We start from the raw sequence: 13,523 nt of genomic DNA, 5'->3' as shown, positions 1-13,523 counted from the left end.
ATGAGTCGATTCTGGAGTCCCTTCGTCAAGGACCTGGTGCCTTACGTGCCGGGCGAGCAGCCCAAGCTTGCGCGGCTGGTCAAGCTGAACACCAACGAGAACCCCTATGGCCCGTCGCCCAAGGCGCTGGAAGCCATGCGTGGCGAGCTCAACGACAACCTGCGGTTGTATCCGGACCCGAACGGTGACCGGCTCAAGCAGGCGGTGGCCGAGTATTACGGCGTGACGCCGGCGCAGGTGTTCGTCGGCAACGGCTCGGACGAGGTGCTGGCGCACATCTTCCACGGCCTGTTCCAGCATGACTGTGGGCCGCTGCTGTTCCCGGACGTGAGCTACAGCTTCTACCCGGTGTATTGCGGTCTGTACGGTATCGCGTTCGAGCAGGTGGCGCTGGATGAGCAGTTCCAGATCCGGGTTTCGGACTACAGCAAGCCCAATGCCGGGGTCATCTTCCCCAACCCCAACGCGCCGACCGGTTGCCTGTTGCCGCTTGAGGCGGTCGAGCAGCTGCTGCAGGCCAACCGGGATTCGGTGGTGGTGGTCGATGAGGCCTACATCGATTTCGGTGGCGAGACGGCCATCAGCCTGGTCGATCGCTATGACAACCTGCTGGTGACCCAGACCTTGTCCAAGTCGCGTTCGCTGGCGGGGCTTCGGGTTGGGTTGGCGGTTGGTCATCCTGATCTGATCGAGGCATTGGAGCGGATCAAGAACAGCTTCAACTCGTATCCGTTGGATCGCATGGCGATTGTCGGGGCGGCGGCGGCGTTCGAGGACCGTGCGTATTTCGATGAGACCTGTCGCAAGGTTATCGATAGCCGAGAGGTGCTGGTTGCCGAATTGGTGGCGCGTGGGTTCGAGGTGTTGCCTTCGGCGGCGAACTTCATCTTTGCCCGGCATCCCGGGGAGGATGCTGCGGGGATCGCGGCGCGGTTGCGTGAGCAGGGGGTGATTGTTCGGCACTTCAAGCAGGAGCGGATTGCGCAGTTCCTGAGGATTACCATTGGGACGCCGGAGATGAACGAGGCTTTGCTTGATGCTTTGAATTGATTTCAGGGGTTTGGCTGGGGGCGGATTGGAAGTGGTTGTTCTGACTTCTGATTTGCCCCTTGTTGTTGTTGTTGTTGTTGTTGTTGTTGTTGTTGTTGTTGTTGTTGTTGTTGTTGTTGTTGTTGGGTGGTTTTGGAAGTTGTATGCGCATTCATTTGTGATGTCGACGCTTATTCACCTTTCCACCCTTACGGCGGGTTACTTTGGTCTTGACTCGCCGTCCGCGGCCAAAGTAACCAAAGCCGCTGCGCTCCATTCATCCGGCCCTACGCTTCGCTCCGGGTTCCCTCACTCCGGCCTTGCTCCCGGGAGGACCGCGCTGCAGGGCCCATCCTGGGCCCCAGCGCTTGACGGGCATCCATGCCCGTCACCTCCCTCCGCAAGTCCTGCGTTCGGCCTCCTGAAGTCGCGCAAGTTACGGGCGGCGCCTGGGGTGGCGCAGCTGTCGCTAGTTGAAAGTTTAATTAATCTCTCGATCGCATCGCGGGGCAAGCCCGCTCCTACACGACAGTCGCCGTTATATAAATCCCTGTAGGAGCGGGCTTGCCCCGCGAATGGGCCGGAACAGCCAATACATAACTAACTGTAAAACAACTAACTTCGCATTTCTTGCTCTTGCTCTTGCTCTTGCTCTTGCTCTTGCTCTTGCTCTTGCTCTTGCTCTTGCTCTTGCTCTTGCTCTTGCTTCTAAGTGCGCGGTAGCTCAGGCAACACCAATTGCGACTTCAGGAGGCCGAGCGGAGTTCTTGCGGAGGGAGGTGACGGCCATGGATGGCCGTCAAGCGCTGCGCCCCAGGATGGGGCGTTCAGCGCGGTCCTCCCGGGAGCAAGAACGGAGCGAGGGAACCCCGAAGCGAAGCGTAGGGGCCGGATGAATGGAGCGAGGATTTTTTGGTTCCTTTTTGATCCTTCAAAAAGGGACCCGCCGTAAGGGCGGAAAGGTGACTATGCGTCACCATCGCCAATGAATGCGCATAAAAAAATAAAAACAATCATCCCCGAACCCGAACCCTTGCCCAATCCCCCACCAACCGCTATCGTCCAACCCCAAGAAAATTCATCCGATGACTGGACGTACCCACCCCGTGACCCCGCTCATCAAACGCTCCCTGGTAGAACAAGCCGTAGACCAGCTCCGCGACCGCATCGCCAAGGGCACCTGGTCCATAGGCCAACGCCTGCCCACCGAACCGGAGCTGGCCAGCGACCTGGGCATCAGCCGCAACACCGTCCGTGAGGCCATGCGCGTCCTGTCCTTCAGCGGCCTGGTAGAAATCCGCCAGGGCGACGGCAGCTACCTGCGTACCGCCGTCGACCCCTTGCAGGCCGTGCAGGTCATGTCCCGCTGCGCAGTCGAACACGCCCGCGAAACCCGCCATATCCTTGAAGCAGAAGCCATTGGCCTGGCCGCCGTGCGCCGCACCGACGCCGACCTCAAGGCCCTGCGCGAGGCCCTGGAGCACAGCGAGCAGCACTTCCATGGCGATGTCGACGCCTACGTCGAATGCGACCTGGTGTTCCACCAGCGCCTGGTGGACGCCGCCCACAACCCCGCCCTGAGCGAGCTGTACCGTTATTTCTCCAGCGTGGTACGCGCCGCCCTGCAGCACAACATGACTACCATCCCCCGTTGCCAGGCCGTGTTCGACCTGCACGGGCAGATCCTCGACGCCCTCGAACAACGCGATCCGGAGCGGGCCAAGCACCTGAGCCGGACCCTCATCGAATCCTGATAACGAGAAGGCCATGGCCGAACAACTGACCCGCAATACCGCTCCCCGCGAGGCGGAGCTCGAAGAACTGCTGATCGACGCCGAAGCCGACGACGAGCAGGTCCAGCAACAACCTGTCGTGCTGCGCAGGCCCTGGCTGTTGCTGCTGGGCCTGGTGCTGGTGGCGCTGAACCTGCGCCCGGCGCTGTCGAGCATGTCGCCGGTGCTCGGGCAGGTGTCCGAAGGGCTGGGGCTCAGCGCATCGCAAGCCGGCCTGTTGACCACCTTGCCGGTACTGTGTCTGGGGCTGTTCGCGCCACTGGCGCCGATCCTGGCGCGACGCTTCGGTAGCGAGCGGGTGATCTTCGGCATTCTGCTGACCCTGGCGCTGGGCATCCTGGTGCGCAGCACACTGGGCGCCACTGGCGTGTTCCTCGGCAGCCTGATGGCGGGGGCGAGCATCGGCATCATCGGCGTGCTGCTGCCAGGTATCGTCAAGCGCGACTTCCCCCAGCACGCCGGTACCCTGACCGGCGTCTACACCATGGCGCTGTGCCTGGGCGCCGCGATGGCCGCCGGGGCCACGGTGCCCTTGACCCGGCACTTCGATGACAGCTGGGCGCTGGGGCTGGGTTTCTGGCTGCTGCCTGCCTTGCTGGCGATGCTGGTCTGGCTGCCCCAGTCCCGTCAGGGCCATGGCGTGCACAAGGTGGCCTACCGGGTACGTGGCCTGTGGCGCGACCCGCTGGCCTGGCAGGTGACCCTGTACATGGGCCTGCAGTCGTCGCTGGCCTACATCGTGTTCGGCTGGTTGCCTTCGATCCTGATCGGCCGCGGGCTGAGCCCGACCGAGGCGGGGCTGGTGCTGTCCGGTTCGGTGATCGTGCAACTGATCAGTTCCCTGAGCGCGCCCTGGCTGGCCACGCGCGGCAAGGACCAGCGCCTGGCCATCGTGGTGGTGATGCTGGTGACCCTGGGCGGGTTGTTCGGTTGCCTGTATGCGCCGATCGAAGGGCTGTGGGGCTGGGCGATCCTGCTCGGCCTGGGGCAGGGCGGTACCTTCTCCCTGGCACTGACCCTGATCGTGCTGCGCTCCAAGGACGCCCATGTGGCGGCGAACCTGTCGAGCATGGCTCAGGGTGTGGGCTACACGCTGGCCTCCATGGGGCCGTTCGCGGTTGGCCTGGTGCATGATCTGACCGGAGGCTGGAGCGCGGTGGGCTGGATCTTCGCGGTGCTGGGCGTCGGGGCGATCCTGTTCGGTCTCGGCGCCGGGCGGGCGCTGCATGTGCAGGTCAGCAGCGAGCACGTTTAAGGCGCTGACTTGACCCGCGATCGTCATTCACGACGCGAATGGGCATGGTGTTGCTGGCATCCAGGCAGTATCTTGCGGGTTTCGCACCTTGCGCAGGAACAGTCCATGAGTGATGCCAACAGCGCCCTGATCACCCGTTTCTACCAGGCCTTCCAGCGTTTGGACGCCGAGGCCATGGTGGCCTGCTACAGCGAGGACATCGTCTTCAGCGACCCGGTCTTCGGCACCCTGCGCGGGCGTGACGCGGGTGACATGTGGCGGATGCTCACCGCCCGCGCCAAGGACTTCACCCTGACTTTCGACGACGTGCGCAGCGATGGCGCGCACTGGGTGGCGACCTACCTGTTCAGCCAGACCGGGCGGGTGGTGGTCAACGATATCCAGGCGTGCTTCGTGATCCGCGACGGGCTGATCTGCCAGCACGACGATACCTTCGACCTGTGGCGCTGGGCGCGTCAGGCGCTGGGCACGCCGGGTGTGCTGCTGGGCTGGACGCCGATGCTGCAGAACAAGGTGCGCCAGCAGGCGTTCAAGGGGCTTCGCGCATTCCAGCAGGCGCGCTGAGGCGTTAAGCTGGCGGCCTTCTTCCGTTGCACCGAACCGAGCCGTGAGCGAAACAGCGACTTCCCCCGACTGCAAACCCTGGTACGTCTACCTGGTGCGTGCCGCCAATGGCTCGTTGTACTGCGGTATCAGCGACGATCCGCAGCGGCGTTTCATCAAGCACCAGAAAGGGCAGGGCGCGCGCTATTTCAAGACCAGCCCGGCGCAGGCGCTGGTGTATGTGGAGCAGTGGCCGGACAAGGGCGAGGCCTTGCGCCAGGAGCGGTTGGTGAAGAAGCTGCGCAAGGCGGCGAAGGAGGCGTTGGTGGCGTCTTATGCCGGTGTCGGGGGTTAGTGGTCTAGCCGACGGTGGACCGGGTGTCGTCTGTGGTCCTGATAGATCGCTGGGGCTGCTTTGCAGCCCTTTCGCGACGCAAGGCCGCTCCTACAGATGACCGCGTTTCCCTGTAGGAGCGGCCTTGTGCCGCGAAAGGGGCGCAACGCGCCCCCGGCGATTTCAGTCCTTGCGTCGCTTCAACTGGTCGATCAGTTGCGTCGGCAAGCCCTTGATCACCAGCGTCCCCGCTTCTTCGTCATACTCCACCTTCGAGCCCAGCAAATGCGCCTCGAAACTGATCGACAACCCCTCGGCACGCCCAGTAAAGCGGCGGAACTGGTTGAGGGTACGTTTGTCGGCGGGGATCTCCGGCGACAGCCCGTAGTCGCTGTTGCGGATATGGTCGTAGAACGCCTCGGGCCGATCCTCGTCGATCAGGCTGGAGAGCTCTTCCAGCGTCACCGGCTCGCCCAGCTTGGTCTGGGTGGTGGCGTAGTCGACCAGGGTCTGGGTCTTCTCCCGGGCGGACTCTTCCGGCAGGTCTTCTTTCTCGACGAAGTCGCTGAAGGCCTTGAGCAGGGTGCGGGTTTCGCCCGGGCCGTCGACGCCTTCCTGGCAGCCGATGAAGTCGCGGAAATAATCCGAGACCTTCTTGCCGTTCTTGCCCTTGATGAACGAGATGTACTGCTTGGAATTCTGGTTGTTCTTCCACTCGGACAGGTTGACCCGCGCCGCCAGGTGCAGCTGGCCCAGGTCCAAGTGGCGCGACGGGGTGACGTCGAGTTCGGCGTTGACCGCCACGCCTTCGCTGTGGTGCAGCAGGGCGATGGCCAGGTACTCGGTCATGCCCTGCTGGTAATGGGCGAACAGCACGTGGCCGCCGGTGGACAGGTTGGACTCTTCCATCAGCTTCTGCAGGTGCTCGACCGCGATGCGGCTGAAGGCGGCGAAGTCCTTTTCCTCATCCAGATACTGCTTGAGCCAGCCACTGAACGGGTAGGCGCCGGACTCGCCGTGGAAAAAGCCCCAGGCTTTGCCTTGCTTGGCGTTGTAGCTGTCGTTGAGGTCGGCCAGCAGGTTCTCGATGGCGTCGGAGGCTACCAGTTCGCTGTCGCGCGCATGGAGCACGGCGGGGCTGCCATCGGGCTTCTTGTCGATCAGGTGAACGATGCAATGACGGATTGGCATGGAATTCTCGGTGGTCTGAGCGGTGAAAAGCCGCGCTGCAAAAGTCGCTCAGTTTACCTCAGGGTAGGGGTGATGCAGTGGCCAGATATTGGCACAAATGCCGGTTGTTCGTTTTTTGCTCATTTTTTTGCGATTTTTCCGAAAACCCCCGAAAAACCTGCACAAAATCAATGTCGACAGCGGATATTTCTCGATTCCTGTGGTAGCTTTGCGCGGTCTTGCGCCCCTTGGGTGGCGCATTGCTGGCAGATCGCTTGCGCGGTGTCGAACCAAACGCCGATTTGCGTATCTACATACGCGATCGACGCGGCCTCTGGATTGTCCCGGGCTGGCCCGACCACCGACCAAGCATGCTGCACAACCTCTGATTTGATAGGGAAGGAACACCACCATGGCACTGACCAAAGACCAACTGATTGCCGACATCGCTGAAGCTATCGACGCGCCGAAAACCACCGCGCGTAATGCACTGGAGCAACTGGGCCAGATCGTTGCCGACCAACTGGAAAACGGCGCCGAAATCACCCTGCCAGGCATCGGCAAGCTGAAAGTCTCCGAGCGTCCTGCCCGTACCGGCCGCAACCCTTCGACTGGCGCCGCCATCGAAATCGCTGCCAAGAAAGTCGTCAAGTTCGTTCCAGCCAAAGTGCTGACCGACTCGATCAACAAGTAATTGTTGATGCGTTGACGAAACCGCGCTCGGCTTGCCCGGGCGCGGTTTTTTCATGCCTGTGATTTGCGCGCGGCATGCCATTGCTGGCGTGCGCTGTCGTCCTGGAAACTCCAGGCGACCATGCGACTCTGCTTCTGCCCCTGGCCCATTTCGACGATGCGCAGGGCCTTCACCCCGGCCTTCTTCAAGGCCGCCTCGATACCCGGCAGGTTGCTGGCCTTGGACACCAGGCTGGTGAACCACAGCACCTGGGTCGCGTACTGGGCGCTTTCGGCGACCAGTTGGCTGACGAAGCGGATCTCGCCGCCTTCGCACCACAGTTCGTTGTTCTGCCCGCCGAAGTTCAGTACCGGCAATTTGCGCTTGGGGTCCTGTTTGCCGAGGTTCTTCCACTTGCGCTGGCTGCCGCGGGTGGCTTCCTCGCGGGAGGCATGGAACGGCGGGTTGCACAGGGTGACGTCGAAGCGTTCGTCGGTCTGCAGCAGGCCACTGAGGATATGCCTGGGCTGAGCTTGCTGGCGCAGGCTGATGGCCTTGTCGAGCTTGTTGGCCTGGACGATGGCCTTGGCCGAGCCCAGGGCCACGCCGTCGATGTCGGAGCCGGTGAAGCGCCAGCGGTAGTCGCTGTGGCCAAGCAAGGGGTAGATGCAGTTGGCGCCGACGCCGATATCCAGGGCGCGTACCTGGGCGCCGCGGGGGATCTCGCCGGCATTGTCCTCGGCCAGCAGGTCGGCCAGCACGTGGATGTAGTCGGCCCTGCCGGGGATCGGCGGGCACAGGTAGTCGGCCGGAATATCCCAGTGCTGGATGCCGTACTGGGCCTTGAGCAGGGCGCGGTTGAATACCCGCACGGCCTCGGGGTTGGCAAAGTCGATGCTGGGCTTGCCGTAGGGGTTGGTGATGGTGAAGCGGGCCAGGTCCGGGTGCGCCTTGATCAGGGCGGGGAAGTCGTAGCGGCCCTGGTGGCGGTTGCGTGGGTGCAGGGTGGGTTTTTCGGTCATTGTCGGATCCGGTGTTGCCTTGCTGGTCCAGGGGCCGCTTTGCGGCCCTTTCGCGGCACAAGGCCGCTCCTACAGGAAAGCGCAGGCCTGTGAGCCATGCAATTCCCTGTAGGAGCGGCCTTGTGCCGCGAACGAGGGCGAAGCCCTCGCCGGTCAGTCAGCGATGTAGATGATTACAGCGCAGCAATCCGCGCATGCTGCTCGGTGAAGTTGGCCAGGGCCTGCTCCGACTCGGCCAGCTTGGCGCGTTCCTTCTCGATCACCGCAGGCGGTGCCTTGTCGACGAAGGCGGCGTTGGACAGCTTGCCACCGACGCGCTGGACTTCACCCTGCAAACGCTGGATCTCTTTGCTTAGGCGCGCAAGTTCGGCGTCCTTGTCGATCAGGCCGGCCATCGGCACCAGCACCTGCAGATCACCCACCAGCGCGGTGGCCGACAGCGGCGCTTCGTCCTGCTCGCCCAGCACGGTGAACGACTCGACCTTGGCCAGTTTCTTCAGCAGGGCTTCGTTTTCCTGCAGGCGACGCTGGTCGTCGGCGTTGGCGTTCTTCAGGAACAGCGGCAGCGGCTTGCCCGGGCCGATGTTCATCTCGGCGCGGATGTTGCGCAGGCCCACCATCAGCTCCTTGAGCCACTCGATGTCGCCTTCGGCGGCGGCGTCGATGCGGCTTTCGTTCGCTTCAGGCCACGGCTGCAGCATGATGGTCTTGCCTTCGATGCCGGCCAGCGGCGCGATGCGCTGCCAGATCTCTTCGGTGATGAACGGCATGAACGGGTGCGCCAGGCGCAGGGCGACTTCCAGCACGCGCACCAGGGTGCGACGGGTGCCGCGGGCGCGCTCGACCGGGGCGTTCTCGTCCCACAGCACCGGCTTGGACAGCTCCAGGTACCAGTCGCAGTACTGGTTCCAGATGAACTCGTACAGGGCCTGGCTGGCCAAGTCGAAGCGGAACTGCTCGAGCTGACGGGTCACTTCGGCTTCAGTGCGCTGCAGCTGCGAGATGATCCAGCGGTCGGCCAGCGACAGCTCGTAGGCCTCGCCGTTCTGGCCACAATCCTCGCCCTTGTCCAGCACGTAGCGGGCGGCGTTCCAGATCTTGTTGCAGAAGTTGCGGTAGCCTTCGACGCGGCCCATGTCGAACTTGATGTCACGACCGGTGGAGGCCAGCGAGCAGAAGGTGAAGCGCAGGGCGTCGGTGCCGTAGCTGGCGATGCCTTCGGGGAACTCGGCCTTGGTCTGCTTGGCGATCTTCTCGGCAAGCTTGGGCTGCATCATGCCGCTGGTGCGTTTTTCCAGCAGGGCGTCGAGGGTGATGCCGTCGACGATGTCCAGCGGGTCGAGGACGTTGCCCTTGGACTTGGACATCTTCTGGCCCTGGCCGTCGCGGACCAGACCGTGCACGTAGACGGTCTTGAACGGTACCTGCGGGGTGCCGTCCTCGTTCTTGATCAGGTGCATCGTCAGCATGATCATCCGGGCGACCCAGAAGAAGATGATGTCGAAGCCGGTGACCAGCACGTCGGTGGAGTGGAATTTCTTCAGGAACTCGGTCTGCTCCGGCCAGCCGAGGGTGGAGAAGGTCCACAGGCCCGAGCTGAACCAGGTGTCGAGCACGTCGTCATCCTGGCGCAGTTTCATATCGGCGCCGAGGTTGTGCTTGGCGCGCACTTCGGCCTCGTCGCGGCCGACGTAGACCTGGCCGGCCTCGTCGTACCAGGCCGGGATGCGGTGGCCCCACCACAGCTGGCGGCTGATGCACCAGTCCTGGATGTCGCGCATCCAGGAGAAGTACATGTTCTCGTACTGCTTGGGCACGAACTGGATGCGGCCGTCTTCCACGGCGGCGATGGCAGGTTCCGCCAGTGGCTTGGTAGAGACGTACCACTGGTCGGTCAGCCACGGCTCGATGACGGTGCCGGAACGGTCGCCTTTCGGGACTTTCAGGGCGTGATCGTCGATGCTGACCAGCAGGCCTTGGGCGTCGAGGTCGGCAACCATCTGCTTGCGCGCGACGAAGCGGTCGAGGCCGGCGTACTGGGTCGGCAGCGAGGTGTCGAGGCTATCGTTGACGCTGCCGTCGAGGTTGAACGCCTGCACGGCGGCCAGCACGGTGGCGTTCTTGTCGAAGATGTTCAGCAGCGGCAGGTTGTGGCGCTTGCCGACTTCGTAGTCGTTGAAGTCGTGGGCCGGGGTGATCTTCACGCAGCCGGTGCCGAACTCGGGGTCGCAGTAGTCGTCGGCGACGATCGGGATACGACGGCCGACCAGCGGCAGTTCGACGAACTTGCCGATCAGTGCCTGGTAGCGCTCGTCGGCCGGGTTGACGGCGACGGCGACGTCACCGAGCAGGGTTTCCGGACGGGTGGTGGCGACCACCAGGTGGTCCTTGCCTTCGGCGGTCTTGGCGCCGTCGGCCAGCGGATAGCGCAGGTTCCACAGGTGGCCCTTCTCGTCGTGGTTCTCCACTTCGAGGTCGGAAATCGCCGTGTGCAGCTTGGTGTCCCAGTTGACCAGGCGCTTGCCGCGGTAGATCAGGCCGTCTTCGTGCAGGCGCACGAAAGCCTCTTTGACCGCTTCCGACAGGCCGTCGTCCATGGTGAAGCGCTCGCGGCTCCAGTCCACCGACGAGCCCAGGCGGCGGATCTGGCGGCTGATGTTGCCGCCCGATTGATCCTTCCACTCCCAGACCTTCTCCAGGAACTTGTCGCGGCCCAGGTCATGGCGATTCTGGCCCTTGGCCTCGAGCTGGCGCTCCACCAGCATCTGGGTGGCGATACCGGCGTGGTCGGTGCCCGGCTGCCACAGGGTGTCGCGACCCTGCATGCGGCGGAAGCGGATCAGCGCGTCCATGATCGCGTTGTTGAAGCCGTGGCCCATGTGCAGGCTGCCGGTCACGTTCGGCGGCGGGATCATGATGGTGTAGGACTCGCCTGCACCTTGTGGAGCGAAATAGTTCTCGGACTCCCAGGTGTTGTACCAGGAAGTTTCGATGGCGTGCGGCTGGTAGGTCTTATCCATGCGCGGCGGGACCCTTAGGCATTAATTCGGGAAAGCCGGGAAGTATAACCAACGTGGGGGGTTGAGGCGACAGGCGCTGGGGCTGCTTTGCAGCCCTTTCGCGGCACAAGGCCGCTCCTACAGGAGATCGCGTTCCCCTGTAGGAGCGGCCTTGTGCCGCGAAAGGGCCGCGAAGCGGCCCCAGAGAGTCACTCGGAACGCTTGAGCAAGCGCTCCAGCCGCGCATCGAGGCGACGTTTGATCTCGGTCTCGATATGCGGGGTGAAGTCGTTGATCACGTCCTGCATGATCAGTTGCGCGGCGGCGCGCAGTTCGGCGTCCAGGTGCAGCAGGGTGTCCTGGCGGAGGGTCTGGGCATCCTCTTCAGGTGCCGGGGCCGCTACCGGCGCTGCCTCGGCGACGGGCTGCGCGGGGGCCGGTTCGTCGAGCAGCAGGGGAATCTGCTCCACCGTCTCGGTCAGCAGCGGCGGTTGCAGGTCGGCGTCGCCCAGCAGCTCGCGGATCGATTCAAGATCGTCGAGCAGGTGGGCGGAATGGGTCAGGGAGTTCAGCTGCTTGTCCATCGTCGTCAGAGTCGCTGTAAGCGGTGGTCTTGCAGAGCATAGCCCTGTTCGCGGTAGAAACGGAATCGCTCGCGTGCGGCCAGGCGGATGGCCGGTTCCTCGACGACGATTTCGGCGACCCGTTCGAACTGGCCGACGAAGGCGGGGACATCGCCGCCCAGGTTGATCAGCAGGTCACGGTGTTCGCCGGCATCGCTGCCGACACCCAGCGCGACAAAGGCGTCCGGGTGCTGTTCGGCGTGGTCGTGGGGCACGAAGGCCTCGCCCTTGAACTGCCACAGGCGCAGGTCGAGCTCGTTGCGTTGCGCCTCGTCCTGGCAATGCAGGTAGACCCGGTGGCCGAGGCGCCAGGCCTTTTCACACAGCTTGCAGGCGAAATCCAGCCGCACCGACAGCGAGTCGCTGGGCAGGATGTAGAAATCGACTTTGCTCATGATCGTTCAGTGCCGGCCGGTGGCGCGTGGGCGCCACCGGCCATGCGCCATCAGGCGCCGGCGCGGTCCAGCAGGTACTGGGTGAGCAGCGGTACCGGACGGCCCGAGGCGCCCTTGTCCTTGCCGCCGCTGATCCAGGCGGTGCCGGCGATGTCCAGGTGCGCCCAGTGGTAGGCCTTGGCGAAGCGCGACAGGAAGCAGCCGGCGGTGATGGTGCCGGCCTTCGGGCCACCGATGTTGGCGATGTCGGCGAACGGGCTGTCCAGTTGCTCCTGGTACTCATCGAACAGCGGCAGCTGCCAGGCGCGGTCGTCGGCGCGCTTGCCGGCGTCCAGCAGTTGGCCGACCAGCGCGTCGTCGTTGCCCATCAGGCCCGAGGTATGGCTGCCCAGGGCGACGATGCAGGCGCCGGTCAGGGTGGCGATGTCGATCACCGCCTGCGGCTTGAAACGCTCGGCGTAGGTGAGGGTGTCGCACAGCACCAGGCGGCCTTCGGCGTCGGTGTTGAGGATCTCGACGGTCTGCCCGCTCATGGTGGTGACGATGTCGCCCGGACGGGTGGCGCCGCCGCTCGGCATGTTCTCGGCGCAGGCCAGCAGGCACACCAGGTTGATCGGCAGCTGCAGCTCGAGCACGGCGCGCAGGGTGCCGAACACGCTGGCGGCGCCGCACATGTCGTACTTCATCTCGTCCATGCCGGCGCCGGGCTTGAGGCTGATGCCGCCGGTGTCGAAGGTGATGCCCTTGCCGACCAGCACGAACGGTTTTTCGCTCTTCTTGCCGCCCTGATAGTTGAGCACGATCAGCCGCGGCGGCTGGTCGCTGCCCTGGCCCACGGCATAGAACGCGCCCATGCCCAGGTCCTTGATCTTCTTCTCGTCCAGCACCTCGACCTTGAGGCCTTTGTGCGCCTTGCCCAGGTCCTTGGCCTGCTCGGCGAGGAAGCTTGGGTGGCAGACGTTCGGTGGCAGGTTGCCCAGGTCGCGGGTGAAGGCCATGCCGGTGGCGATGGCGCTGGCGTGCTTCACGGCGCGCTCGGCCTCGGCCTGGCCGGCCTTGGCGGTGAGCAGGGTGACTTTCTTCAGGGCGCGGGGTTCGGCCTTCTGGCTCTTGTAGCGGTCGAACACGTAGTTGCCGTCCAGCAGGGTCTCGGCCAGCAGGCGGTACTTGCCGTAGTGGCCGTCGCGGCCGGTGACGGCGATGTCGTCCAGGGCCAGCACGGCGTCGCCGCCGCCCAGACCCTTGAGCACGCCGGCGACGCTGGCGACCAGCTTGCGCCAGGCGCGATCGCCGAGGGCTTCGTCCTTGCCGCTGCCGACCAGCAGCACGCGCTCGGCCTTCAGGCCCGGCAGGTTGTGCAGCAGCAGGGTCTGGCCTGGCTTGCCGGCCAGGTCGCCACGCTTGAGCAGCGCGCTGATCGCGCCTTCGCTGGCCTGGTCGACGGCCTTGGCCGTGGCGCCAAGCTTGCGCCCTTCACCCACGGGTACGACCAAGGTCGCGGTCTTGACGGATACAGCGGCTACGCTCTTTACAACCAATTCCATGTCTGGGGTCCCCGAATGATCTGTCTGTCAGTGGGCGCTGTCTTTCGCAAGCGCTCGGAACACGCGGCTGGCGGGCGATGCCTGCCAGCGGAAAAGCTGCCAGTTTGAGCCTGCCGCGACCACGATGACAACCCCGATATGCG

General features: G+C 64.1%; 13 protein-coding genes. 6 read left to right on the top strand and 7 right to left on the bottom strand.

Annotated features, from left to right (window positions below; translation table 11 throughout):
* Complete coding sequence (gene hisC / locus LU671_RS14150) at positions 1–1,050, top strand: histidinol-phosphate transaminase (RefSeq protein ID WP_232855984.1); 1,050 nt, start codon at positions 1–3, stop codon at positions 1,048–1,050.
* Positions 1,051–1,052: 2 nt separating this feature from the next.
* On the opposite strand, the gene LU671_RS14145 is transcribed toward hisC, so the two are convergent.
* Positions 1,053–1,205, bottom strand: a complete 153-nt coding sequence (locus LU671_RS14145) for a hypothetical protein (RefSeq protein ID WP_232855983.1) — start codon at positions 1,203–1,205, stop codon at positions 1,053–1,055.
* Positions 1,206–2,114: 909 nt separating this feature from the next.
* On the opposite strand from LU671_RS14145, the gene LU671_RS14140 reads away from it, so the two are divergent.
* From LU671_RS14140 to LU671_RS14125, 4 genes are all read left to right on the top strand, one after another.
* Complete coding sequence (locus LU671_RS14140) at positions 2,115–2,783, top strand: FadR/GntR family transcriptional regulator (protein ID WP_232855982.1); 669 nt, start codon at positions 2,115–2,117, stop codon at positions 2,781–2,783.
* A gap of 13 nt (positions 2,784–2,796) precedes the next feature.
* Positions 2,797–4,077: a CynX/NimT family MFS transporter gene (locus LU671_RS14135; protein WP_232855981.1), complete on the top strand. Its 1,281-nt coding sequence runs from the start codon at positions 2,797–2,799 to the stop codon at positions 4,075–4,077.
* Between the two features lie 105 nt (positions 4,078–4,182).
* Positions 4,183–4,641 carry a nuclear transport factor 2 family protein gene (locus tag LU671_RS14130; protein WP_232855980.1) on the top strand — a complete coding sequence of 153 codons (459 nt, stop codon included), beginning with the start codon at positions 4,183–4,185 and terminating at the stop codon, positions 4,639–4,641.
* Positions 4,642–4,684: 43 nt separating this feature from the next.
* On the top strand, positions 4,685–4,975 hold the full coding sequence (locus tag LU671_RS14125) for a GIY-YIG nuclease family protein (protein WP_232855979.1): 291 nt from the start codon (positions 4,685–4,687) through the stop codon (positions 4,973–4,975).
* A 162-nt stretch (positions 4,976–5,137) separates the two neighbouring features.
* Here LU671_RS14125 and yejK read toward each other — a convergent pair whose 3' ends face one another.
* Positions 5,138–6,145 carry a nucleoid-associated protein YejK gene (yejK, locus tag LU671_RS14120; RefSeq protein WP_203650860.1) on the bottom strand — a complete coding sequence of 336 codons (1,008 nt, stop codon included), beginning with the start codon at positions 6,143–6,145 and terminating at the stop codon, positions 5,138–5,140.
* 391 nt (positions 6,146–6,536) lie between these two features.
* On the opposite strand from yejK, the gene LU671_RS14115 reads away from it, so the two are divergent.
* Positions 6,537–6,818: an HU family DNA-binding protein gene (locus tag LU671_RS14115; protein WP_110738284.1), complete on the top strand. Its 282-nt coding sequence runs from the start codon at positions 6,537–6,539 to the stop codon at positions 6,816–6,818.
* A 50-nt stretch (positions 6,819–6,868) separates the two neighbouring features.
* On the opposite strand, the gene rlmF is transcribed toward LU671_RS14115, so the two are convergent.
* From rlmF to LU671_RS14090, 5 genes are all read right to left on the bottom strand, one after another.
* Positions 6,869–7,819 (bottom strand): 23S rRNA (adenine(1618)-N(6))-methyltransferase RlmF, encoded by a 951-nt coding sequence (gene rlmF, locus LU671_RS14110; RefSeq protein WP_232855978.1) that lies wholly within the window; start codon positions 7,817–7,819, stop codon positions 6,869–6,871.
* 173 nt (positions 7,820–7,992) lie between these two features.
* Positions 7,993–10,839, bottom strand: a complete 2,847-nt coding sequence (locus tag LU671_RS14105) for a valine--tRNA ligase (RefSeq protein WP_232855977.1) — start codon at positions 10,837–10,839, stop codon at positions 7,993–7,995.
* A gap of 188 nt (positions 10,840–11,027) precedes the next feature.
* Positions 11,028–11,402 (bottom strand): DNA polymerase III subunit chi, encoded by a 375-nt coding sequence (locus LU671_RS14100; protein ID WP_232855976.1) that lies wholly within the window; start codon positions 11,400–11,402, stop codon positions 11,028–11,030.
* Between the two features lie 5 nt (positions 11,403–11,407).
* Positions 11,408–11,836: a DNA polymerase III subunit chi gene (locus LU671_RS14095; protein ID WP_232855975.1), complete on the bottom strand. Its 429-nt coding sequence runs from the start codon at positions 11,834–11,836 to the stop codon at positions 11,408–11,410.
* A gap of 50 nt (positions 11,837–11,886) precedes the next feature.
* A complete protein-coding gene (locus LU671_RS14090) occupies positions 11,887–13,380 on the bottom strand; it encodes a leucyl aminopeptidase (protein WP_232855974.1) in 1,494 nt (497 codons plus the stop codon).
* Positions 13,381–13,523 lie beyond the last annotated feature (143 nt).

It is taken from the genome of Pseudomonas sp. NMI760_13 (assembly GCF_021283245.1).
Taxonomy (GTDB): domain Bacteria; phylum Pseudomonadota; class Gammaproteobacteria; order Pseudomonadales; family Pseudomonadaceae; genus Aquipseudomonas; species Aquipseudomonas peradeniyensis.
The sequence above is the reverse complement of the archived record's forward strand: the minus strand, read 5'-3'. Positions and strand labels throughout refer to the sequence as shown.

What these genes read in the sequence shown, in the direction of transcription:
- hisC (WP_232855984.1), top strand. Translation starts at nt 1, where the DNA reads ATGAGTCGATTCTGGAGTCCCTTCGTCAAGGACCTGGTGCCTTACGTG.
- LU671_RS14145 (WP_232855983.1), bottom strand. Translation starts at nt 1,205, where the DNA reads ATGAATGCGCATACAACTTCCAAAACCACCCAACAACAACAACAACAA.
- LU671_RS14140 (WP_232855982.1), top strand. Translation starts at nt 2,115, where the DNA reads ATGACTGGACGTACCCACCCCGTGACCCCGCTCATCAAACGCTCCCTG.
- LU671_RS14135 (WP_232855981.1), top strand. Translation starts at nt 2,797, where the DNA reads ATGGCCGAACAACTGACCCGCAATACCGCTCCCCGCGAGGCGGAGCTC.
- LU671_RS14130 (WP_232855980.1), top strand. Translation starts at nt 4,183, where the DNA reads ATGAGTGATGCCAACAGCGCCCTGATCACCCGTTTCTACCAGGCCTTC.
- yejK (WP_203650860.1), bottom strand. Translation starts at nt 6,145, where the DNA reads ATGCCAATCCGTCATTGCATCGTTCACCTGATCGACAAGAAGCCCGAT.
- LU671_RS14115 (WP_110738284.1), top strand. Translation starts at nt 6,537, where the DNA reads ATGGCACTGACCAAAGACCAACTGATTGCCGACATCGCTGAAGCTATC.
- rlmF (WP_232855978.1), bottom strand. Translation starts at nt 7,819, where the DNA reads ATGACCGAAAAACCCACCCTGCACCCACGCAACCGCCACCAGGGCCGC.
- LU671_RS14105 (WP_232855977.1), bottom strand. Translation starts at nt 10,839, where the DNA reads ATGGATAAGACCTACCAGCCGCACGCCATCGAAACTTCCTGGTACAAC.
- LU671_RS14100 (WP_232855976.1), bottom strand. Translation starts at nt 11,402, where the DNA reads ATGGACAAGCAGCTGAACTCCCTGACCCATTCCGCCCACCTGCTCGAC.
- LU671_RS14095 (WP_232855975.1), bottom strand. Translation starts at nt 11,836, where the DNA reads ATGAGCAAAGTCGATTTCTACATCCTGCCCAGCGACTCGCTGTCGGTG.
- LU671_RS14090 (WP_232855974.1), bottom strand. Translation starts at nt 13,380, where the DNA reads ATGGAATTGGTTGTAAAGAGCGTAGCCGCTGTATCCGTCAAGACCGCG.